This window comes from Natronococcus sp. JC468 (genome assembly GCF_012163165.1).
Taxonomy (GTDB): Archaea; Halobacteriota; Halobacteria; order Halobacteriales; family Natrialbaceae; genus Natronococcus; species Natronococcus jeotgali.
On record NZ_JAAVUO010000001.1, the window covers coordinates 154,305 to 171,745 of the forward strand.

General features: G+C 69.1%; 28 protein-coding genes. 6 read left to right on the top strand and 22 right to left on the bottom strand.

Annotated features, from left to right (window positions below; translation table 11 throughout):
- Positions 1–25 precede the first annotated feature (25 nt).
- The 7 genes from GWG54_RS00870 to GWG54_RS00900 all read right to left on the bottom strand — a co-directional run bounded on the left by GWG54_RS00870 (position 26) and on the right by GWG54_RS00900 (position 4,059).
- Positions 26–343 carry an AzlD domain-containing protein gene (locus GWG54_RS00870; RefSeq protein ID WP_167935975.1) on the bottom strand — a complete coding sequence of 106 codons (318 nt, stop codon included), beginning with the start codon at positions 341–343 and terminating at the stop codon, positions 26–28.
- Positions 333–1,097, bottom strand: coding sequence for an AzlC family ABC transporter permease (locus tag GWG54_RS00875; RefSeq protein WP_167935976.1), 765 nt, complete (start codon positions 1,095–1,097; stop codon positions 333–335). The genes GWG54_RS00870 and GWG54_RS00875 overlap by 11 nt, the downstream gene beginning before the upstream one ends.
- Positions 1,098–1,173: 76 nt before the next feature.
- A complete protein-coding gene (locus tag GWG54_RS00880; protein ID WP_167935977.1) occupies positions 1,174–1,452 on the bottom strand; it encodes a ubiquitin-like small modifier protein 1 in 279 nt (92 codons plus the stop codon).
- A 118-nt stretch (positions 1,453–1,570) separates the two neighbouring features.
- Positions 1,571–1,918, bottom strand: coding sequence for a hypothetical protein (locus tag GWG54_RS00885; RefSeq protein WP_167935978.1), 348 nt, complete (start codon positions 1,916–1,918; stop codon positions 1,571–1,573).
- 54 nt (positions 1,919–1,972) lie between these two features.
- A complete protein-coding gene (locus GWG54_RS00890) occupies positions 1,973–3,076 on the bottom strand; it encodes a glycosyltransferase (RefSeq protein WP_167935979.1) in 1,104 nt (367 codons plus the stop codon).
- A gap of 45 nt (positions 3,077–3,121) precedes the next feature.
- Entirely contained in the window at positions 3,122–3,592 is a 471-nt protein-coding gene (locus tag GWG54_RS00895; protein ID WP_167935980.1) for a hypothetical protein, read from the bottom strand.
- Between the two features lie 80 nt (positions 3,593–3,672).
- Entirely contained in the window at positions 3,673–4,059 is a 387-nt protein-coding gene (locus tag GWG54_RS00900) for a hypothetical protein (RefSeq protein WP_167935981.1), read from the bottom strand.
- Between the two features lie 809 nt (positions 4,060–4,868).
- On the opposite strand from GWG54_RS00900, the gene GWG54_RS00905 reads away from it, so the two are divergent.
- The 3 genes from GWG54_RS00905 to GWG54_RS00915 all read left to right on the top strand — a co-directional run bounded on the left by GWG54_RS00905 (position 4,869) and on the right by GWG54_RS00915 (position 7,376).
- Positions 4,869–5,333 carry a response regulator gene (locus tag GWG54_RS00905; RefSeq protein WP_167935982.1) on the top strand — a complete coding sequence of 155 codons (465 nt, stop codon included), beginning with the start codon at positions 4,869–4,871 and terminating at the stop codon, positions 5,331–5,333.
- Positions 5,330–7,015 (top strand): bacterio-opsin activator domain-containing protein, encoded by a 1,686-nt coding sequence (locus GWG54_RS00910; RefSeq protein ID WP_167935983.1) that lies wholly within the window; start codon positions 5,330–5,332, stop codon positions 7,013–7,015. Before GWG54_RS00905 ends, GWG54_RS00910 begins: the two co-directional genes overlap by 4 nt.
- A 166-nt stretch (positions 7,016–7,181) precedes the next feature.
- Positions 7,182–7,376, top strand: a complete 195-nt coding sequence (locus GWG54_RS00915) for a hypothetical protein (protein ID WP_167935984.1) — start codon at positions 7,182–7,184, stop codon at positions 7,374–7,376.
- 10 nt (positions 7,377–7,386) lie between these two features.
- On the opposite strand, the gene GWG54_RS00920 is transcribed toward GWG54_RS00915, so the two are convergent.
- On the bottom strand, positions 7,387–8,418 hold the full coding sequence (locus tag GWG54_RS00920) for an LLM class flavin-dependent oxidoreductase (protein ID WP_167935985.1): 1,032 nt from the start codon (positions 8,416–8,418) through the stop codon (positions 7,387–7,389).
- A gap of 82 nt (positions 8,419–8,500) precedes the next feature.
- Here GWG54_RS00920 and GWG54_RS21115 point away from each other — a divergent pair, with 82 nt between their 5' ends.
- Entirely contained in the window at positions 8,501–8,623 is a 123-nt protein-coding gene (locus GWG54_RS21115; RefSeq protein ID WP_280842080.1) for a hypothetical protein, read from the top strand.
- 158 nt (positions 8,624–8,781) lie between these two features.
- Here the strand turns inward: GWG54_RS21115 and GWG54_RS00925 are convergent, their stop codons facing one another.
- Positions 8,782–9,030: a DUF3194 domain-containing protein gene (locus tag GWG54_RS00925; RefSeq protein WP_167935986.1), complete on the bottom strand. Its 249-nt coding sequence runs from the start codon at positions 9,028–9,030 to the stop codon at positions 8,782–8,784.
- Positions 9,031–9,432 (bottom strand): prefoldin subunit beta, encoded by a 402-nt coding sequence (locus GWG54_RS00930; RefSeq protein WP_167935987.1) that lies wholly within the window; start codon positions 9,430–9,432, stop codon positions 9,031–9,033. It lies immediately after the preceding gene.
- A gap of 119 nt (positions 9,433–9,551) precedes the next feature.
- Between GWG54_RS00930 and GWG54_RS00935 the strand changes: the two genes are divergently transcribed.
- Entirely contained in the window at positions 9,552–10,655 is a 1,104-nt protein-coding gene (locus GWG54_RS00935) for a hypothetical protein (RefSeq protein ID WP_167935988.1), read from the top strand.
- Positions 10,656–10,678: 23 nt separating this feature from the next.
- On the opposite strand, the gene GWG54_RS00940 is transcribed toward GWG54_RS00935, so the two are convergent.
- From GWG54_RS00940 to pth2, 11 genes are all read right to left on the bottom strand, one after another.
- On the bottom strand, positions 10,679–11,149 hold the full coding sequence (locus GWG54_RS00940; RefSeq protein WP_167935989.1) for a DUF2243 domain-containing protein: 471 nt from the start codon (positions 11,147–11,149) through the stop codon (positions 10,679–10,681).
- 47 nt (positions 11,150–11,196) lie between these two features.
- Positions 11,197–11,469, bottom strand: a complete 273-nt coding sequence (locus GWG54_RS00945) for a KEOPS complex subunit Pcc1 (RefSeq protein ID WP_167935990.1) — start codon at positions 11,467–11,469, stop codon at positions 11,197–11,199.
- Positions 11,470–11,475: 6 nt separating this feature from the next.
- Positions 11,476–11,610, bottom strand: coding sequence for a DNA-directed RNA polymerase subunit P (locus tag GWG54_RS00950; RefSeq protein WP_008427306.1), 135 nt, complete (start codon positions 11,608–11,610; stop codon positions 11,476–11,478).
- Positions 11,611–11,630: 20 nt separating this feature from the next.
- Complete coding sequence (locus GWG54_RS00955; protein ID WP_049893229.1) at positions 11,631–11,888, bottom strand: 50S ribosomal protein L37; 258 nt, start codon at positions 11,886–11,888, stop codon at positions 11,631–11,633.
- 48 nt (positions 11,889–11,936) lie between these two features.
- Entirely contained in the window at positions 11,937–12,143 is a 207-nt protein-coding gene (locus GWG54_RS00960) for a hypothetical protein (protein ID WP_167935991.1), read from the bottom strand.
- A gap of 121 nt (positions 12,144–12,264) precedes the next feature.
- A complete protein-coding gene (locus tag GWG54_RS00965; RefSeq protein WP_167935992.1) occupies positions 12,265–12,993 on the bottom strand; it encodes a DUF2103 domain-containing protein in 729 nt (242 codons plus the stop codon).
- Positions 12,994–13,041: 48 nt separating this feature from the next.
- Positions 13,042–13,458 (bottom strand): zinc ribbon domain-containing protein, encoded by a 417-nt coding sequence (locus GWG54_RS00970; protein ID WP_167935993.1) that lies wholly within the window; start codon positions 13,456–13,458, stop codon positions 13,042–13,044.
- Between the two features lie 73 nt (positions 13,459–13,531).
- Positions 13,532–14,956 carry a tRNA pseudouridine(13) synthase TruD gene (truD, locus tag GWG54_RS00975; RefSeq protein WP_167935994.1) on the bottom strand — a complete coding sequence of 475 codons (1,425 nt, stop codon included), beginning with the start codon at positions 14,954–14,956 and terminating at the stop codon, positions 13,532–13,534.
- A gap of 82 nt (positions 14,957–15,038) precedes the next feature.
- The gene (locus tag GWG54_RS21120; protein WP_280842081.1) at positions 15,039–15,167 is read right to left on the bottom strand and encodes a hypothetical protein; all 129 of its coding nucleotides are present in this window, start codon (positions 15,165–15,167) and stop codon (positions 15,039–15,041) included.
- Between the two features lie 78 nt (positions 15,168–15,245).
- Complete coding sequence (locus tag GWG54_RS00980; protein ID WP_167935995.1) at positions 15,246–15,917, bottom strand: alpha/beta hydrolase; 672 nt, start codon at positions 15,915–15,917, stop codon at positions 15,246–15,248.
- A 51-nt stretch (positions 15,918–15,968) separates the two neighbouring features.
- Positions 15,969–16,307: a peptidyl-tRNA hydrolase Pth2 gene (gene pth2, locus GWG54_RS00985; protein ID WP_167935996.1), complete on the bottom strand. Its 339-nt coding sequence runs from the start codon at positions 16,305–16,307 to the stop codon at positions 15,969–15,971.
- 104 nt (positions 16,308–16,411) lie between these two features.
- Here pth2 and dcd point away from each other — a divergent pair, with 104 nt between their 5' ends.
- Positions 16,412–17,014: a dCTP deaminase gene (gene dcd, locus GWG54_RS00990; protein ID WP_167935997.1), complete on the top strand. Its 603-nt coding sequence runs from the start codon at positions 16,412–16,414 to the stop codon at positions 17,012–17,014.
- Here the strand turns inward: dcd and GWG54_RS00995 are convergent.
- A complete protein-coding gene (locus GWG54_RS00995) occupies positions 17,011–17,364 on the bottom strand; it encodes a hypothetical protein (RefSeq protein ID WP_167935998.1) in 354 nt (117 codons plus the stop codon). The genes dcd and GWG54_RS00995 overlap by 4 nt on opposite strands.
- Positions 17,365–17,441 lie beyond the last annotated feature (77 nt).

Genomic DNA, 17,441 nt, shown 5'->3' on the forward strand with positions numbered 1-17,441 from the left:
GGGAAAATAAACGCATCCTCGCGGTTCAGAGTAGTCCCCTGAGCAAAACGACCGAGGCGACCCCCGTACACAGCGCCAGCAGGATGCTCTCGGTGCGCCACATCACCGCGACCACGAGGACGCCCGCGCTCCACTCGGCGGGTCCGCCCGACGCCAGCTCCGGTCCGAGGACGGCGATCACGATCGCGCCGGGCAGCACCGAGAGGGCGGCCTCGAGGCGCTCGCTCGTCTCGATCCGATTGAGCAGCCAGAGCCCCCCGGTCTTGGTCGCGTAGGTGACGACCGCCATCGCGAGGACGACGCCGACGACGACGGGCTCGAGCGAGAGCGCGTCACCGACCACGGCGGATCACCTCCGCGAGCGCGGCGGCGAACCCGCCCAGCAGGATGTACCACCGACCCGGGAACAGTTCGGCGGCGACCAGCGCGGTGCCAAGCGACGCCAGCCACGGGACCAGCGACGAGCGGCCCTCCCAGAGCTCGGCCGCGAGCGCGAGAAACACCGCCGCGAGGACGAAGTCGAACCCGTACCGTGCGGGCTCGCCGATCGCCCCGCCCGCGAGGACGCCGACGACCGTCGAGCCGACCCAGAAGGTCCAGACCGCGATCCCGCTGCCGAGCAGGAAGGCGCCGCGCCTGTTTCCCGCCCGGAAGTCCCGCATCGTCAGCGCCCAGTTCTCGTCGGCCATAAAAAACAGACTGCCGTAGGCCTTCGCGGCCGAGAGCCGCTTGAACCAGGGCTGGAGCGCCGCCCCCATCAGGGAGTACCGCAGGTTGATCGCGAACGTCGTGATCACGATCGCGGCGATCGGAATCGGGTCGGCCCACAGCTCGACGGCGACGATCTGGGAGGCGCCGGCGACGACGACGGCGCTCATCAGCGCGGCCTCGGCGACGCTCAACCCGACCTGGTCGGCAAGCACGCCGAAGGCCACCCCGTAGCCGCCGACGCCGACGGCGACGGGAACGCAGGTGATCAGCCCTTCGCGGATCCCCTCCCGGCCGAAGGTCACGGGTTCGGCGCCGCGATCGCCGGCCGCGTCGCCGTTCCCGACGGCGTCGCCGTCGCTCGAGTCCGTCTCGGAATCGGTCTCCATCACCACTCGAGACTCGGGGAACGGCGTATAAGTCCCTCTCGAAACCGTCCCCGATTTCCCGGCCGCGTCGGGTCGGTCACCCCCCGGCGACCGGGGGGAACACCGACAGCGTATCGCCGTCCTCGAGGTCGGTGTCGGGACCGTCCATGTGAACGACGTCGCGGCCGTTTTTCAACACGCTCAGCTGGGGGCGGATCGCCCCGTCCTCGAGCAACTGTCCCTCGAGGCCGTCGTACTCGGACTCGAGTTCGCCCAAGACGTCGCCGACCGTCGCCCCGTTCTCGAACGAGGACGTCCGCTCCTTCTGGCCGACCGCCTCGCGAAAGGTTGCGAAGAATCGCAGATCGAGTTCCATACGGGGTGGTCGGAGGCCGAGACCATAAGTCCGGCTCTCGCACCGACAGTCTCCGTCGGTCCCGGTGCGACCGCGGTCCGGATCGCGGCTGCGTCGAGAACCCGGGACGGCGGTCCTCTCAGGCCGACGCCGTCGGTGAGGACCGGTAGGTGACCGACTCGACCCCCGCCTCGGAAAGCGCCGCGTCGATCGCCTCGGCGCCGCGTTCGCCTGCCTCCTCGGCGTCCGCCGCTTCCACGGTAACGACGACGTCGAACGCGACGGCGATCGTGTACGGATCGAACGGCGCGGTCGGGTGTTCCCGGACCGTCGCGTCCTCGATCGCCCAGTCGACGAGCGGTCCCTCGGCCGCGAGCGACTCGAACGTCTCCTCGAGCTGGGCGACCGCGTCCTCGCGGGCGGTCGTATCGCTTCCTCCGTGCAACGTGACGAGCGTCGTTCCCTGTCGGGAGACGGCGAACTCCATACCCGTTCTACCGAGCCACGGGATTTGAACGCTTGGGGTGCGTTCGCGTACCGATTACCGACGCACGTCCTCGTAGACCCGCGCCAGCTGCTCGAGGGAGTGTTCGACCGAGAGCATCGCGCGACGGCGCCGACAGAGGTCCGACAGGCGATCGCTCTCGGCGAGCGTTCGGCGGATCGCCCGCCGGAACGCCTCGAGGTCGCCCGGCTCGTAGCGGTAGCCCGTCTCGCCCTCGATGACGCTGTCGACGAGCGCGCCCGCGTCAGCGGCCACGACGGGCGTCCCGCAGGCCGTCGCCTCGAGCGCGACCAGCCCCTGGGTTTCGACCGGGCTCGGGAAGACGAACGCGTCGAGGACCGAATAGAACGCCGGCAGCTCCGCGTGCTCGAGGAAGCCGAGAAAGCGGACGTCGGCGTTCGTCTCCGCCGCGCGGGCCTCCAGGTTCTCCCGGGCGGGACCGTCGCCGGCCAGCACCAGGGTGTGGTCGGTCCCGGCGACGGCGTCGAGCGCCTCCTCGAGTCGCTTCTCGGGGCCGTGGCGTCCCGTGTAACCGAGCAGCGGTCCGTCGGGAAGCCCGTAGCGGTCCCGGAGGGGTTCGGAGTCGGTCGGCCGGAAGCGGTCGGTGTCGATCCCGTTCGAGACGACGGCGACGTCGGCGTCCGCGCCGACCGACTCGAGGAGGTGGCGGCGGGCGAACGACGTCGGCACGACGACGCGGTCGGCGCGGGCGAAAAACGCCCGCTCGTAGGCCCGGCAGAGCCGCCGTCCCGGTTCAACCAGGAGGTCAGGAACCCGATCCGAGACGCGCTCGTCGAGGATCGTGTGGTAGGAGGCGACGACGGGAACGCCGTTCGCCCGGGCGAACCGAACGCCCGCGACGCCGACGGTAAAGGGAGTGTGAACGTGGACGACGTCGGGAACCGGAACGCCCTCCGGAGCGATCGGGCGCCCGAGGCGGTACCGCGGGTACAGCGGCGCCTCGACGCTCGGAACCGCGTACTCCCCGCTCTCGGGAACGTACCCCTCCGTTTCGGGAAAGACGACGTCCATCGAGCCCCGGCGACGACCCCACCGCTCGCGCCAGAGCGCGACGGTCGAGGCGACGCCGTTTACCGTCGGACGGTAGAGGTCCGTGAACGCGGCGACGGTGTCGGCCATCGAGCGAGGGTTTCCCGGCCGCGGACAAATCGGTTCCGCCGACGGTCACTCGATCGAGAAGGCGACGCCGCGGGCCGACAGCAGCGACCGCATCCGGCGAACGCCGGCCTCGGTATCCCACCCCTCGGCGGTGTAGTGTCTGTAGGGGTGGCGAAGCCAGGAGTACTCGCTGTGGGCGAACACCTCGAGGCGCTCGCCGCCCGCTCTGAACAGGGCGACGTGGAGCTGCCGGCTCGAGAGCGGCGACCGCCGACGCACCCAGCTGCCCGCCGAGAGGCGGCCGTCGCGGTGGACCTTCAGCGAGGCGACGGGTTCGGGGGTAAACGACATCGCCTCGAGATCCGTCCGGAACTCCGAGACGGTCCGGTCGACGGTGCCGACGTACTCGTCGGGGTGTTGGGTGCAGGTCGCGAACCCGCCCAGCGGCTCCTTGATGCGGTGCACGGTCGGGAGCACGCGGCGGCGGAGACGCGTCGTCAGGTCAAGCGGCTGGCGGGAGTCGTCGGTCGCTGCCACACCTGCAGGTAGCGAGGCCCGGGTGAAAGCCCTTGTGGGACGCCCAGCCGAGGCGGGCTCGAGGGCGAGATCCGCCCTTCCTAGAGGTCCTGCAGCCGAATTCCGTCCTCGACCAGCCGCGCGTTTCGCTCCTGTTCTAAGTGCTCGCCGAGGTCGTCGTGCTCGTACAGTTGGGCGACGACGTCGGCGTACAGCGTCCGCCACGCGATCGCGTAGATCGGCGACTGTCCCCACGCCCGCAGCTCGGGAACCAGTTCGTCGTAGGTCCGGTAGCGCTCCTCGAAGCGGTCGATCGACTCGAGGACGCGGCCCGCGGCCTCGCGTTCGTCCGCGGACTCCTCGAGGACGCGGTTGAGCTGTTGCTCCCACCCGCCAACCGCCTCCTGCATATCGGCCGCGGCGGCGTCGTCCTCCTCCGGGAGTCGGTCGAGCAGCGGTTCCGGTACGCCGAGTGAGATCTCGTCCATGGGCGACCGTACGAACGGGACCGGTATGAAACCACTAGCCGACACCGTGGCCGCTCCCTCGACGGGTTCCCGTCGAACCGGCGTTACGTTTGCTATCGCGGTGTATGATTTATCTCTCTCGAGCTACCGAGCGCGGGTCGTTCTCGAGTCGCGCTTTCAGCGACGCCGCCCGCCGTTCGTCTCTCGCGATCGAAACCGGCCGCGAGCCCCGACGGGTTCGGAACCCGCACTCTCCGTTCCGTCTCGGATCGTGGGTGCGTGCGTTGCCAAATCGCAGCGCCGCCGGAGGGGTCCTCCTCGCCGTGATCGAAGCAGGTTCCGCACCCGCGCTGTTCGTGATCCCCGACGAGCCCGGACCTCGAGAGCGTCGACTCCCGGGTGGCGACCGAGGCGACGCGAGCGAGGAACGTCGGGTTTCCGCCCCGGCCCGTGTGCAGCGACGGCACGGTTGCACCCGACGGTCCGGTCGGGTCTCGAGACGGCGATACATCGCATCCCACGATACGGAACCGGTTCTCGGTCTCGCCGTCGCCGCGACGACCGCGCTCCCGACCGGTCCAGGTGTGGCCGACGAGTGCGCCCGGTTTCGAACGCGGGTGGATGCGCCCATGCAGCCCGCACGTATATCTGTCTCCACCGATAACGGGACAGGTAACCTTGTCTCCGAACAGTTGTGCCCGCCGCAGTCTCGCGGCGGGTTCCGCGACGCCGGACGCCGACCGGCGCTGGTCCTCGCGGGCCGCGTCGGATCGAGCCCTCCCCCCGCGAAACCGAAGCAGAGACGACCGTCGAGCACGAACCGAACGGCAATGAGCGAGTCAGGACAGTACACTCCCGAACCGGCCCAGCTGCTCCTGGTCGAGGACAATCCGGGCGACGTCCGTCTTACCCGAGAGGCGTTCAAGCAGGGTCGGATCGACAACGACCTGCACACCGTTTCGGACGGGAGCGACGCGTTGGATTTTCTCCACCAGCGAGGCGAGTACGAGGACGCCCCGCGACCCGATCTCATCTTGCTCGATCTCAATCTCCCGCGCAAGGATGGCGAGGAGGTCCTCGCCGAGCTCAAGGACGACCCCGAACTGCAGTCGATCCCGGTGATCGTCCTGACGAGTTCGCGAGCCGAGGAGGACATCGCCAGATCCTACGAGCTCCACGCCAACGCCTACCTGACGAAACCGGTCGATCCCGACGAGTTCATCGAGACCGTCCGGGCCTTCGAGAAGTTCTGGTTCTCCGTGGTTCGGCTCCCGCCGGAGGGTGACGACCGATGAACGACGCCGTCTCCGGAGCGGCCGACGACGCCGACGTCGGCGGCACCCTCGAGTTGCTGTTGATCGAGGACAACCCCGGCGACGCCCGGCTGATCCAGGAGATGCTCCGGGACGCGACCGAACTCACCCAGCGGGTCAACCCCGACGAGTCGACGAGCCAGGCGCCGACGGTGATCCACGAGGATCGCCTCGAGGACGGCCTCGAGACGCTGTCGTCCTCGCCGCCCGATCTCGTCCTGCTCGATCTCAACCTTCCGGACAGCCGCGGGCTCGACACCCTCGAGACGGTCAGCGACGTCGCCGCCGAGGCACCGATCGTCGTCTTCACCGGCGTCAGCGACCAGGAGGTCGGCGTGCAGGCGATTCAAAGCGGCGCCCAGGACTTCCTCGTCAAGGACGAGGTCACCGACGAGTTGCTGATCCGGACGATCCACCACGCGATCGAGCGGGCCCACCAGGAACGACAGCGCCGCCGCCAGCGCGAACAGCTCGAGGCGCTCAACCGGCTCAACCGGATCGGCAACGACATCACCCACGCGGTGATCACGACCGAGACTCGCGCGGAGCTCGAACAGGAGGTCTGCGACCGCCTCGTCGAGGACGACGGCTACCGGTTCGCCTGGCTCGGCAGCGTCAACCCCGGTAGCGACCGGATCGAACCGGCGGCGGCGGCCGGCGTCGAGGACGGCTACCTCGAGGAGATCGAGGTCTCCGCCGACCAGGACGACGAGCAAGGGCAGGGCCCGGCCGGGACCGCGATCCGAACTGGCGAGGTTCAGGTCGCCGACGACACCCGGACCGACGAGACGTTCGACCCCTGGCGCGACGCCGCGAGCGACCGGGGCTACCGGTCGTCGATCGCGATCCCGATCGTCCACGAGGACCTCGTCTACGGCGTGTTGAACGTCTACTCGGAGTCGCCCCGCTCGTTTACCGACGCCGAGGCGACGATCCTCTCGCGGATCGGCGACGTCATCGCTCACGCGATCACCGCCATCGAGCGCAAGGACGCGCTGGTCAGCGACGCCGTCATCGAACTCGAGTTCCGCATCGAGGAGATGGCCCCCGAACTCATCGCCCTCTCGACGGCCGAGTCGTGTACGATCCGGTTCGACCGGATGATCCACGGCGACGAGACGCTGCTGGTCTACGGGTCGGCGACCGACGTCGACCAGGAGACGTTCCTCGAGACGATCGAGGAGACCGACGGACTCGACGAGGCGCGGGTCCTCTCGGCCCGGAAGAACTACTTCGAGTTCGAACTCGTCGCCCCCACCGCCGTCTCGCTGTTCGAGACGATCGCCACCCACGGCGGCCGGGTCGAGTCGGCGACGATCGACGACGGGGAGTTCCGGTTCGTCGTCGAACTCCCCCGCGGCCGGGACACCCGCCAGATGATCGAATTGCTCAAGGAACACCGCTCCGACGTCACCTACCTCGCCCAGCGGACGACCGAGCGCGGCGACCGCTCGGAGTCGGGTTCGGAGTCGGTCCTCGAGAGCGACCTCACGGAGAAACAGCGCGCCGCCCTCGAGACGGCCTACTTCGCGGGCTACTTCGACTGGCCCCGCGAGAGCACCGGCGAGGAGATCGCCGACCGCCTCGGTATCTCGCCCGCGACATTCAACCAGCACCTGCGGACCTCCGAGCGGAAGTTCTTCGATTCCGTCTTCGGCGAGTGATCTCGCGGCCGCGGTTCGACCCCCTCGCGGTGCGCTCCGTCGGCGGATCCGAACTGCGGGAGTTCTCTCGGGAATCCGCACTGTAATAGATACAGTTATCTTGATCGACCGTCGATACCGTCGTGAGTGTCGTTATGAGATCCCGTCACGGGGGTGAGCGCCGACGATGAACAGAACCGAACAGGTGTTCGAAGAAACGACGAAGCTGCTCAGCGCGGTGCACTACTCGCTGTCGTCCGACGATTTCCCGGATCGAAGCACCCGGGATACCTTGCTGGTCGGACTCGTGTACGCGGCGACGCTGGTACTGCTACCGTTCGCGGTCGGCGTCGACCTGTTCAACGTGCTGGCCCACTGGTAACGCCGCCCGCTCAGCCCGCGTTCTCGAGGGCGGCCGCCTCCGCGAGCAGCTCGTGCGATCGGAGCACCGCGTCGTGGTCCGCGATGAGGTTCTGGACGATCACGTCGTCGACGCCGACCCGGTCGGTGAGCCCCTCGAGCAGGTCCCGCATCGTCTCCGGACTCCCCGAAATCGAGCGAGGCCACTCACCGTCCGGGAGCGGGTTCGGCGTCGGCTCGGGAACGCCGCCGAGTTCGTCGATGGCCTCCTCGACCGGCGGCAACGAGCCGACGACCCCGCGTTGCATCCGCTTGTACGAGGCTTCGGCCGTCGAGCGGAGGCGAGCCGCCTCCTCGTCGGTTTCCGCACAGACGGCGTTTACCGCGAGCATCCCCGTCGGCTCGTCGGGACCGGCGCCGAACGCGGAGGGCTCGAAGGTGTTTCGATAGACCTCGAAGGCCCGTTCGGCGAGCTGTGGTCGGATGAACGCCGCGAAACAGTACCGCAGCCCGAGCTCGCCGGCGATCTCGGCGCTCGAGGGGCTCGAGCCGAGCACCCAGATCTCGGGGACGTCGCCGTCCGAACGCGGAAGCTGGATGTCGGCGTAGGGGTGGCCCGCCTCGAAGCCGTCGTAGAGGTGGCTCGCGGCGGCCTCGATCTTCTCGGCGTGATCCCGGTCGGGGTTGCGCTTTCTGCGCTCGGTGCCGAGCGCGCGGTCGACTTCGGGCATCCCCGTCGCGCGACCCAGCCCGAGGTCGACCCGGCCGGGCGCCAGCCCGTCCAGCGAGGCGAACGTCTCGGCGACCTTGAACGGGCTGTAGTGGTTCAACAGGACCGTCCCGGAGCCCACCCGGATCTCGTCGGTGTTGGCGGCGAGGTGGGCGATCAGCACCTCGGGCGTGGTGCTGGCGATCGAGTCGGCCAGCCCGTGGTGTTCGGCCACCCAGAACCGCTCGTAGCCCAGCTCCTCGGCGACTCGAGCGAGTTCGGTCGTGTGCTCGTAGGCTTCGGTCGCGCTCTCCCCGTCCCGTACGGGCGCCAGATCGACGATCGAGAGGTTCACGACGGACGGTCGGGGACGCGGGCTGAATAACCGTTCGGTCGGCGGCGAAACGACTACCGTCCCGGAGCGGGTACGACCGCCCGTGGCAGACCGACCCGACGCCGACCGCCCCGACGCGGAGCGACTCGAGTGCGAGTGCTGCGGCTCGCGCGTTCCCGCGCCGATCTACCGCGAGCACCTGCTGAAGGCGTGTCCGGGCCGTTGAGGAGGCGCCGTGCCCGCGGCTACGCGCGAGGACGGCGGTCGGCGAACGCGGCCGTTCGCAGGCGACCCGCTACTCGGTTGGACGTGCGGTGAGGTGGCACGGATCGCGCGAAGCGGGGCGCTGTGCCGGTTCGACGGTCGAAAGAATCGGTCCGAACGTCACTCCGCGAACAGCTCGTCGACGGCCTCGCGCGCGGCGAGGGCCGCGTCGTCGGCGACCTGATCGGGGTCGGCCGCGCCCTCGGGAGCGTTGAGGTAGACGTCGACCTCGAGGACGCCGTCCTCGAAGCTGACCGTGACGTCGCAGTCGCGGACGTTGGACTGTTTGTACCGGGAGAAGATCAGCCCCTCCGCCGCGTCGGAGGCGGTCTGGACGATCTCCTCGTCGGTCGGCTCCTCGTTTGGCATTTACGCGCCGCCGGCGCCGGGACCGCCCGGACCGGCCGGGCCGCCCATGCCGCCGCCCGCGCCGCCGAGCAGCTCCTCGAGCTCGTCCTGTAGGCCCTCGAACTGCTCCTGGACGCGCTCCTCCTGCTTCTCGAGGGTCTCGAGGCGGATCTCGAGGGAGTCGACCTTCTCCTCGAGGTCGTCCTCGGCCGTGTCGTAGTCGGTCTCGACGAACAGCTCGCCGACGTTTCGGTACATCGTGGTGTCCTCGTCGATGTTGTCGAGCTCGTCGAGGGCGCTCTCGGCCTCCTCGAGGTTGGTCTCGGCCTGCTGTTTCTGGACGGCGACTTCCTGTGCGGTCTCCTGAAGACCCTGGAGCTGCTCGATCTTCTCCTGTGCTTCCGGCGGCAGGTTTCCTTGCATGTCTCGACCGTCGCCCTCCGGACTGATAAAGCCAAGCTTTGTCGTTCGATCGCGAACCGACGCGCTCCGTTGAGGCTGCAACCGTGACGCCTATCCCGCCCGTCGGCCTGTGTCCGGCAATGCGACGCCGAGACGTGCTCACGGCCGGCGCCCTCTCGCTGTCGCTGTCGGCGGGCTGTCTCGACGCCCTCGAGCGCGAGGACGCCTGGCGCGAGCTCGTCGTCGACCCTCCCGAGGGAGTCTACGTCCCCCCGAAGGTCGACGAGATGGCCACCTTCGGGACCGCGACCGCCGACGGCCTGGCGGTGACGCTGACGGCGACCCAGCCGCATTCCTTCTGGACGGTGACCGACGCGGAACGGGCGCGCGCGGACGTTCGGGACCACCACGCCGTCCACCTGATGGCGACGGTCACCGATCTCGAGACCGGACTCGCGGTTCCGACGTCGGTGTCGACGACGATCCGCAGCCGCGGGGAGCTGGTCGAGGAGCGCACCCTCTGGCCGATGCTCTCCCAGCGGATGGGGTTTCACTACGGCGACAACGCCGCGCTCGGCGAGGACGGTCCCCACGTCGCGACGGTCCGGATCGAACCGACGAGGGTCGAAACCGCCGGCGCGATCGCCGACCGCCTCGAGCGGTCCCGGACCGTCGACGTCGAGTTCGAGTACGCGGCCGCGGAGATCGAGTCGCTCGGGCGCCGGCTGATCGACGAGGACGAGGGCCGCGGCGAGCCGGGCGCAGTCGAGCCGATGGCCCACGATCGCGGGTCGGGGCACGGCCGCGACGACCACGGCGATCACGGCGGCGCTGACGGCCACGGGGACGGCCGAGAACCGGCGCTCGAGGATACCGTCGACGCGTGGCTCGGTACCGCCCGCAGCGGCGACCTCGAGTTCGGCGTCGGCGTCGACGGGCCGGGCGGCGAGGCCGACGTCGTCGCGACCGCACGCACCCGATACAACGGGTTCTCGGTCCCGTTTGCGGGGCTGTCGGTCGCGCCGGTTCGGGAAGCGGAGTTCGGGGAGCGGACGGCTCTCGAAGAGCGTCTCGAGGCCGATCGCGGCCACCACTACGGCGCCGCGGTCGACCGAACGGTTCTCGAGGCCGCCCCGAAACTGGCCGTGATCGTCGACGCGGCGCCGCAGCTCTCGCGCCACGAGGGGTACGAGACGGCGTTTTTCGACCTCGAGCCCGCGACGGTCGGAGTCGCCCTCGAGTAGTCGACGGTTGGCGGCGAGCGCGATCAGCCGGTTCGGGCCGCATAGTCGTCCGCGCCCCGGAGCAAGACGTATCCGACGGCGAGCATGACGACGCTTATGACGACCCACGGCGGATTCCACGCCTCGGTGCCGTGGACGACGTTGTGCAAGTCGAGCACGTAGTGGTCGACGACCCCGTCGAAGACGTTGAACACGCCCGCTCCGACGACGATCGCCCCCGCGAGGGACCGCGTCGAGAACCGACGGTCGGCGCCGTTGACGAGTCGCCAGAGCAGGGCGAAGCCGACGATCATGATCGCGAAGTTCGACACCAGAAACAGCCCGTCGAACATCACGTTCGTCCGCAGGCCGTCGAGGCTGTACGGATCGTAGAACCCCGAGAGGAGGTGGTGGGTCTGAAAGGTTAGGTGAAAGACCACCGTGTCGATGGCGGCGCCGAACCCGAACCCGATCGTTCCGCCCGCCAGCAGGAGGCGGCGTCGCGCGTCGCTCATAGTAGCGTCCTCGAGGACCGCGGTGAAAAGTAATCGGCCGACGACTGCTACGTTCCCGTCTTCCGGCCGATTCCGTCGCCGACGTCCGCGGCCCGTTCGGCGACGTCGATCAGCGAGAGCCAGGTGTTCAACGCCGCGCGGAGCGCGACCGGATCGGCGGCCTCGATCTCAATGCGAACGACGGCGTCCTCGCGACCGATCGCCGTCTTCGAGCGCTCGTCGTCGATCTCGCCGACCTCGCGGGCGACCGAGTCGGCGACGATGCGGGCTCGAGCCGGCCCGTCGTACTCGAACTCGAGAGTCGCGCCGTGGGCGGCCACGGTTCGCTACCGGACGCCGACTTCCTTGACGTCGCGGCTGCGTTCCTTCAGGAGGACGCGGTGGCCGCAGTAGGGGCACCGAACGCCGCCGTACTCGTCGAGCTGGACGTCGCGTTTACAGCGGGAGCACTTGTAACTCATGCGTAGCGAGCGAGAGGGCGTTATTCGTCCTCGGCCAGCGCGGCGCGAATCGAGCGCTGAACGGTGCGACCCGCGGGGGTCTCCGGTCGGAAGGCGCCGCCGGTGAAGACCTCGCCGGTTTCCTCGTTCTTCCAGATGCCGGTACCGACGCGGGTGACGCTGTCCCCGTCGACCTCGGCGTTTTCCATGTCGTCTTCGATCTCGCTGACGCGGCGCCGAGCGACGCGACCGTAGCGTGCGCCAAAACGGCCCGCGCTGCCGACTTCTTGATTACCCATAGTACCGCTACCTATCGCTACTGGATTCTTAAACCTGTTGAGTCGCGACTACTCGTCCGCGGAGCGCTCGGCGACGGGGCCGGCGACCAGTTCGCGAAAGACGAACGCGAGCGCCGCGAACGGACCGACCGGGGCCAGCGGCGCGGCGAGGAGTCCCGTTCCGACCCCCGAAACCGCGATCGCCGTCCGGAGGGCGAGACCGCTCACCGCGAGCAGCGGGATCGCAGCCAGGACCGCATCGGCTCGCTCGAGCATGGCTAATTATATCTAATTACACTCGCCCTGATAAGGGCCCGAGAACCAGCAGCGCCTGTCGCTTCCTCGGAGCGACGACACTGATCTCCCTACTCGAGGGCCGAACGAGGGATGCGAGCGCTCACTGAAACTCCGCGTCGGTCAGGACGTCGTTGAGATCGGCGCGGATCCGCTCGCCGAGTTCCCGGTTCGGGGCGGTCGTGACGATCCTGTTTTCCTGAACGCTCGAGCCGTTCCGGATGAGCATCCGGACGTTGCCGCCGTCGTCGGCGCGGGTCACCTTCGCTCGCAGCCCCGACTGCGAGCCCTTCCCGCCCGCGTCGATCGGCCCCGGGATGACCTTCTTGACGTGGGGGTGGCCCGCGACGGTTCGGATCGCCCGCATCCCGGTTCGGCCGCCGATCAGCGTCGAGTGGCTGCCGCCGATCTTCTCGGCGGGCGGGGTCTCGACGACCTCGAGCGCCCGATTCCCCCGGCGCTCGAGGACCGCCTCGACGGCATCGTCGTCGTCGATCCGGTAGAAGGGGTGGTGGACGTCGCGTCTGACCGCGCGCACGACGTCCCGTTCGCCGCCGGCGTAGACCTCGTCGGGACGCTTGCGTCGGATCTCGTCGGCCAGCAGCCCCGCGAAGTTCCGCAGTTCGACGACCTCGTTCTCGCCGTCTTCGGGCGTGGTGGTGATCGTCGTCTCGGCGATCACGGGATCGTCGGCGTCCTCCTCGGCTAGCATCGTCAGCGTCGCCCGCTCGCGGTCCGCCTCGAGCACGATTGCCGCGGTGTTCTCCTCCCGACAGCGCAGACAGAAGTCGCCGGGTTTCTCGAGGGGCGAGCCACAGTGGCGACACTCCATACCCGCGGTTCGCGGGGCGCGTGTAAAACGGCCGCGTTTTCGCCCAGCCTACGACCCGGCGGGCAGCTCGGTTCCGCAGGCCCGACAGTACCGCGCCCCCTCGTCGGCGACCGCCCCGCAGTTCGGACACGTCGGTCCGGGCTCCGCCGCCGCGGTCTCGAGGTCGGTCCCGCAGGACGGACAGTAGGCCGCGTCCTCGCCGGCGTCGGCCCCGCAGGACGGACACCGAGTTCGCCCCTCCCAGAGGACCTGGCGCCGGGAGTTCGCGACGTAGTTGTACGCCCCCCAGAGGACGTTCCCGATCCCCATCGTCCACCAGATCGTCAGGACCGCGACCAGGACGTGGGAGCCGACCGATCCGAACTCCCGGTCGACCATGACGACCCTGTCTCGGCCCTCGTCCTCGATCGTCCACCCCCGCGCGACGAGGTCGTCGATCTCCCGCTGCAGGCGTTCGCTTCGCATACTCGAGGGAGGGCTCGAGCGGACAAAAGCCTGTCAGGCGCGACCGGCCGATTCCGGCGGGGCCGTCGAGGAGTCAGCCCAGGTCGACGGGATCGACCTTCAGGTACTCCCGCGCGACGACCGTCGCATACGACCCCTTCGGCAGGGAAAAGGAAAGCGTCAGCGGCTCGCGCTCGAGCCCCAGGTCCGTCCGAACCAGGATCGCCCGGCGGGTTCCCGTCGAGTGGAACTCCCCCGGCAGGTCGAAGTCCCCGGGCTCGAGGGCCAGTTCCTCGAGCACGTCGCGTTCGATCTCGCCTTGCTCGCCGTCGGCCAGTTCCGTGTCGGTGCCGACCAGCGGCGCGGTGACGAACGCTCGGCCGCGCTCGCAGTGGCGGGTAACGGCGTCGACGCGACGCTCGTCGACCCGCTGGAGGCGATCGGTGTCGGGGAGTACGAGTTCGTCGGGAGCGTCCGAATCGGAGAAGCAGACGACGTCGCCCGCGACGGGCCGATCGAACGGGAGCCCGCGCTCGAGGCGCTCGCTCAGCATTCGGTTGAAGGCGTAGGACTGCGCGGCGTGGACGAACAGCCGCTGGAGGTTCGAGGGCACCCGCTCGAGGGCCGTCCGGAACTCCTCGGGACCGGGTTCCCCGTCGCACTCGGCCAGCGCGTGACACATCGAGCGCTCGTAGCGCAGGCGGTTCGGGATCCGCTCGAGGGCCGCCTGCCAGTCTCTCGTCTCCTCTCCCGGGTCGCGTCGCTCCCCGCTCGAAGAATCCGAACTCCGTCGGAGTTCGCGGTCGACGAACGCCCGCGCTTCCTGCGTCCCCTCGGGCTCCGCGTCGGTTGGGTTCCCCAGGTAGGCCATCACGGCGCCCTCCCAGTTCTCGCGGACGATCTCGAGGCCCACCTTGTGAGTGACCGGGCGCCGGCTGCCGAACCGCTGCTGGCCGAAGAAGTTGGGGACGCCGATCGGCGTCGCCGTCTCCTCGCCCCCGTCTCCGTCCCGTCGGCCCTCGAGCCCGCCGAACTCGCACAACTCGTCGGTGATCGTCTCGGCGTTTTCCGGGCGCTCCGGGTCGCCGACGACGATCTCGAAGCCGTTGCCCGCCAGGTCGCCGAACTCGAGGTTCCGTCCCGCCCGACCCAGCACCTCGAGGTCTGCGCCGTCGACGTCGGGCAGGTCCGCCGGTTCGGCGCCGTAGACCGAGAACAGCTGGGTGGTCACGGCGTACTTGTCCTTCGTGCCCGCCCAGTTCACGCGCTCGCGGGAGATCCCCAGTGCGTCCGAAACGCGGGAGGCGAAGTCGTTCGTGTCCCACCCCCGCAGCGTCGCCCGGAAGACGAGGTGAGGGTAGGCGTCGGTCGAAGCCTCGAGGGACTCGGTGTCGAAGCGCTCGAGTTCGCGCACGCGGAAGTGGTCGTCCGCGGTGCGGAGGCGGCCGCCGACGCCGTCGGCGTCGCTGACGTAGCGGTCGATCCCGACGGCCTGCTCTGTAGGGTGGGCTGGGCGCATGCTCGTTGACGACGGTTCGAACGCCGCGGATAAATCGGTTCGTTCTCAAGGGCCGGCGATGCAGCCGCCGATTCCCGGGCCGCTACAGCGTAACGTTCCACTCGTGGCCACAGCCCGGACACTCGAAGTCCGCCGAGACGTCGCCGTCGTCCCGTCTCTTTCCGACCAGCTCTCCCAGACCGTCGCTGCACTCCGGACACCGAGCGTTCATCGTTTCCGGTACCTACCGCCCCTGCAGTGATCAATACCGCACCCCGTTGTTTTGGATCAGCAGTTGGTATATAAGAAACTAACCGTCCGTACCAGGTCGCCCGGCGACGTCGGCGACGAGCCCGCGGACGTACTCGAGTTCGTCCGCGAGCACCGTGTGGCCGACGCCCTCGTAGATCCGTTTCTCGACGTCGGCCTCGAGGTCCTCGAAGACGCGGGCGGTCTCCGCGACGCGCTCGACGGGGATGTGGGGGTCCCGATCGCCACAGCCCACGAAGACGGGCGTCCCGTCCATCGAGCCCTCGTACTCCCGCGGCGTCCCCTCGGGCCCGATCAGGCCGCCGCTCAGGGCGACGACGCCGCCGTAGCGGTCGGCGTTCCGGGCGGCGTACTCCGTCGCGAGACAGCCGCCCTGGGAGAACCCGAGCACCACCGTCCGTTCGAGGGGGACGCTCCCGTCGCCGTCGTCGGTCGTCACCTCCTCGAGGACGTCCTCGAGCAGCCCGAGCGCCGACTCGAGGTGGGGCTGGTTCGACTCGATCTCGGCGAGAAAGGACTCGGGGTACCAGGTCCGTCGTGCCGCCTGCGGGGCGAGGTAGGCGACGTCGTCGCGGCCGATCTCGTCGGCGATCCCGAGCATGCCTCGCGCTCGGGCGCCGCGGCCGTGGACGAGGACGACCGCCGCAGCTGCCTCCTCGAGGTCGGCCCCGGCCCGCTCGATCGGTTGTCCGCCGTGGGGGTCGTCGGTCATACCCGATCGACGGGCTCCAGCCGAAAAGGGGTTTTCGAGCCGGCGATCCAGTCAGAACAGGGAAAGTTCGCCCGTGACGCGGTCGACGACGTCCTCGTCGCCCGGCCCGACCGCCAGCGCGGTGACGGTACCCGACTCGAGCTGGGTGTGACCCGCGTCGCGGATCACGGCGTTGGGCAGGCCGCGACTCTCCGCGATTTCGGAGAGCTCGTGGAGCTGTCGTTCGCTCTCCCCTTTGAGGACGACCTTCTTCTGGCCGCCCGACTTCCACCGATCGCGGGTTCGCTTGTCGGCCTTCTCGTAAGCCGATAAGGAGGCGTGGGCGACCTGCGCGGCGAGTTTCCCCTGTCCCATTCCGATGTCCGTACGGGCGACGATGGCCTGTTTCATACCCGAGCGAACGGGACCGATCCCTATAGCCGCGGCGAAAGCCCGCGTCCCTCGAGTCGACCGAAGTCGAACCGTTTACACCCACACCGTTCGTCGGCTCGCCTATGATCCTCTCCGACGCCGATATTCTCAGACGCCTCGAGGACGGCGACCTCGTCGTCGACCCCCTCGACGATCCCGAACTGCAGATCCAGCCCGCCAGCGTCGACCTGCGACTGGGCCGGGAGTTCCTCGAGTTCCAGCGGACGAACATCTCCTGTATCCACCCCGACGCCGAACACGAGGTCGACGAGTACGTCACCGAGACTGTCGTCGACGACGGCGACGACTTTATCCTCCATCCGGGCGATTTCGTGCTGGGGACGACCCACGAACGCGTCGAGATCCCCGCCGACCTGATCGCTCACGTCGAGGGTCGCTCTTCTCTGGGACGACTTGCTGTGGTAGTCCATGCCACAGCGGGGCTTTGCGACCCCGGGTACCGCGGGCAGATCACCCTCGAGCTCTCGAACCTCGGGACCGCGCCCGTCGCCCTGACCCCCGGAATGCGGATCTCCCAGCTCACCTTCACCGAACTCAAAACGGCTGCGGAACGACCCTACGGGAGCGACCGGGGCTCGAAGTATCAGGATCAGCGCGGCCCCCAGGCCTCGCGCATCCAGAGCGACGACGAGTTCGGCGGCGACCAGCTCGAGCGCGAGGACTAGACCCGATCGGCGGCGACGACCCCCAGCACGATCCCGACGGCCGCGCCGATCGCGACCGCCGAGCTGAGATCGAAGCTGAGGACGGCGCCAGCCAGCGCGGTGCCGATCGCGAACCCGATCGTGAACCCGGCGAACCCCCCGGTCAGCCGGCGCTGGCGGGGCGGAGTCGACTCGGCGAGCCCGGTCGCGACGCTGGCGACCGCGACGGCGCCGGCGAGTCCGCCGACGGGGACCCCGACGAGCGGGGTGATGCCGAACTGGTGGCCGAGGAGTTCGCCGACGGCGACGCCGACGATCAGGAACGTCGCGACCCCGGAACCGATCACGAGCCCGATGGATTGGTCGGTCATCGGGTGAGGGTTTCGTCGACGACGGGATAAATCGTCCGCGACGCGGCGCCGTCGGTCTCGTCGATCGTCCGTCGACC

Excerpts from the sequence above, each read along its gene's own strand:
- GWG54_RS00890 (WP_167935979.1), bottom strand. The coding sequence starts at position 3,076 with ATGGCCGACACCGTCGCCGCGTTCACGGACCTCTACCGTCCGACGGTA.
- GWG54_RS00980 (WP_167935995.1), bottom strand. The coding sequence starts at position 15,917 with ATGACCGACGACCCCCACGGCGGACAACCGATCGAGCGGGCCGGGGCC.
- GWG54_RS21120 (WP_280842081.1), bottom strand. The coding sequence starts at position 15,167 with ATGAACGCTCGGTGTCCGGAGTGCAGCGACGGTCTGGGAGAGCTGGTC.
- GWG54_RS00885 (WP_167935978.1), bottom strand. The coding sequence starts at position 1,918 with ATGGAGTTCGCCGTCTCCCGACAGGGAACGACGCTCGTCACGTTGCAC.
- GWG54_RS00960 (WP_167935991.1), bottom strand. The coding sequence starts at position 12,143 with ATGCTCGAGCGAGCCGATGCGGTCCTGGCTGCGATCCCGCTGCTCGCG.
- GWG54_RS00935 (WP_167935988.1), top strand. The coding sequence starts at position 9,552 with ATGCGACGCCGAGACGTGCTCACGGCCGGCGCCCTCTCGCTGTCGCTG.
- GWG54_RS00905 (WP_167935982.1), top strand. The coding sequence starts at position 4,869 with ATGAGCGAGTCAGGACAGTACACTCCCGAACCGGCCCAGCTGCTCCTG.
- dcd (WP_167935997.1), top strand. The coding sequence starts at position 16,412 with ATGATCCTCTCCGACGCCGATATTCTCAGACGCCTCGAGGACGGCGAC.
- truD (WP_167935994.1), bottom strand. The coding sequence starts at position 14,956 with ATGCGCCCAGCCCACCCTACAGAGCAGGCCGTCGGGATCGACCGCTAC.
- pth2 (WP_167935996.1), bottom strand. The coding sequence starts at position 16,307 with ATGAAACAGGCCATCGTCGCCCGTACGGACATCGGAATGGGACAGGGG.
- GWG54_RS00955 (WP_049893229.1), bottom strand. The coding sequence starts at position 11,888 with ATGGGTAATCAAGAAGTCGGCAGCGCGGGCCGTTTTGGCGCACGCTAC.
- GWG54_RS00995 (WP_167935998.1), bottom strand. The coding sequence starts at position 17,364 with ATGACCGACCAATCCATCGGGCTCGTGATCGGTTCCGGGGTCGCGACG.
- GWG54_RS00965 (WP_167935992.1), bottom strand. The coding sequence starts at position 12,993 with ATGGAGTGTCGCCACTGTGGCTCGCCCCTCGAGAAACCCGGCGACTTC.
- GWG54_RS00950 (WP_008427306.1), bottom strand. The coding sequence starts at position 11,610 with ATGAGTTACAAGTGCTCCCGCTGTAAACGCGACGTCCAGCTCGACGAG.
- GWG54_RS00970 (WP_167935993.1), bottom strand. The coding sequence starts at position 13,458 with ATGCGAAGCGAACGCCTGCAGCGGGAGATCGACGACCTCGTCGCGCGG.
- GWG54_RS00880 (WP_167935977.1), bottom strand. The coding sequence starts at position 1,452 with ATGGAACTCGATCTGCGATTCTTCGCAACCTTTCGCGAGGCGGTCGGC.
- GWG54_RS00925 (WP_167935986.1), bottom strand. The coding sequence starts at position 9,030 with ATGCCAAACGAGGAGCCGACCGACGAGGAGATCGTCCAGACCGCCTCC.
- GWG54_RS00875 (WP_167935976.1), bottom strand. The coding sequence starts at position 1,097 with ATGGAGACCGATTCCGAGACGGACTCGAGCGACGGCGACGCCGTCGGG.
- GWG54_RS00930 (WP_167935987.1), bottom strand. The coding sequence starts at position 9,432 with ATGCAAGGAAACCTGCCGCCGGAAGCACAGGAGAAGATCGAGCAGCTC.
- GWG54_RS00900 (WP_167935981.1), bottom strand. The coding sequence starts at position 4,059 with ATGGACGAGATCTCACTCGGCGTACCGGAACCGCTGCTCGACCGACTC.
- GWG54_RS00940 (WP_167935989.1), bottom strand. The coding sequence starts at position 11,149 with ATGAGCGACGCGCGACGCCGCCTCCTGCTGGCGGGCGGAACGATCGGG.
- GWG54_RS00915 (WP_167935984.1), top strand. The coding sequence starts at position 7,182 with ATGAACAGAACCGAACAGGTGTTCGAAGAAACGACGAAGCTGCTCAGC.
- GWG54_RS00910 (WP_167935983.1), top strand. The coding sequence starts at position 5,330 with ATGAACGACGCCGTCTCCGGAGCGGCCGACGACGCCGACGTCGGCGGC.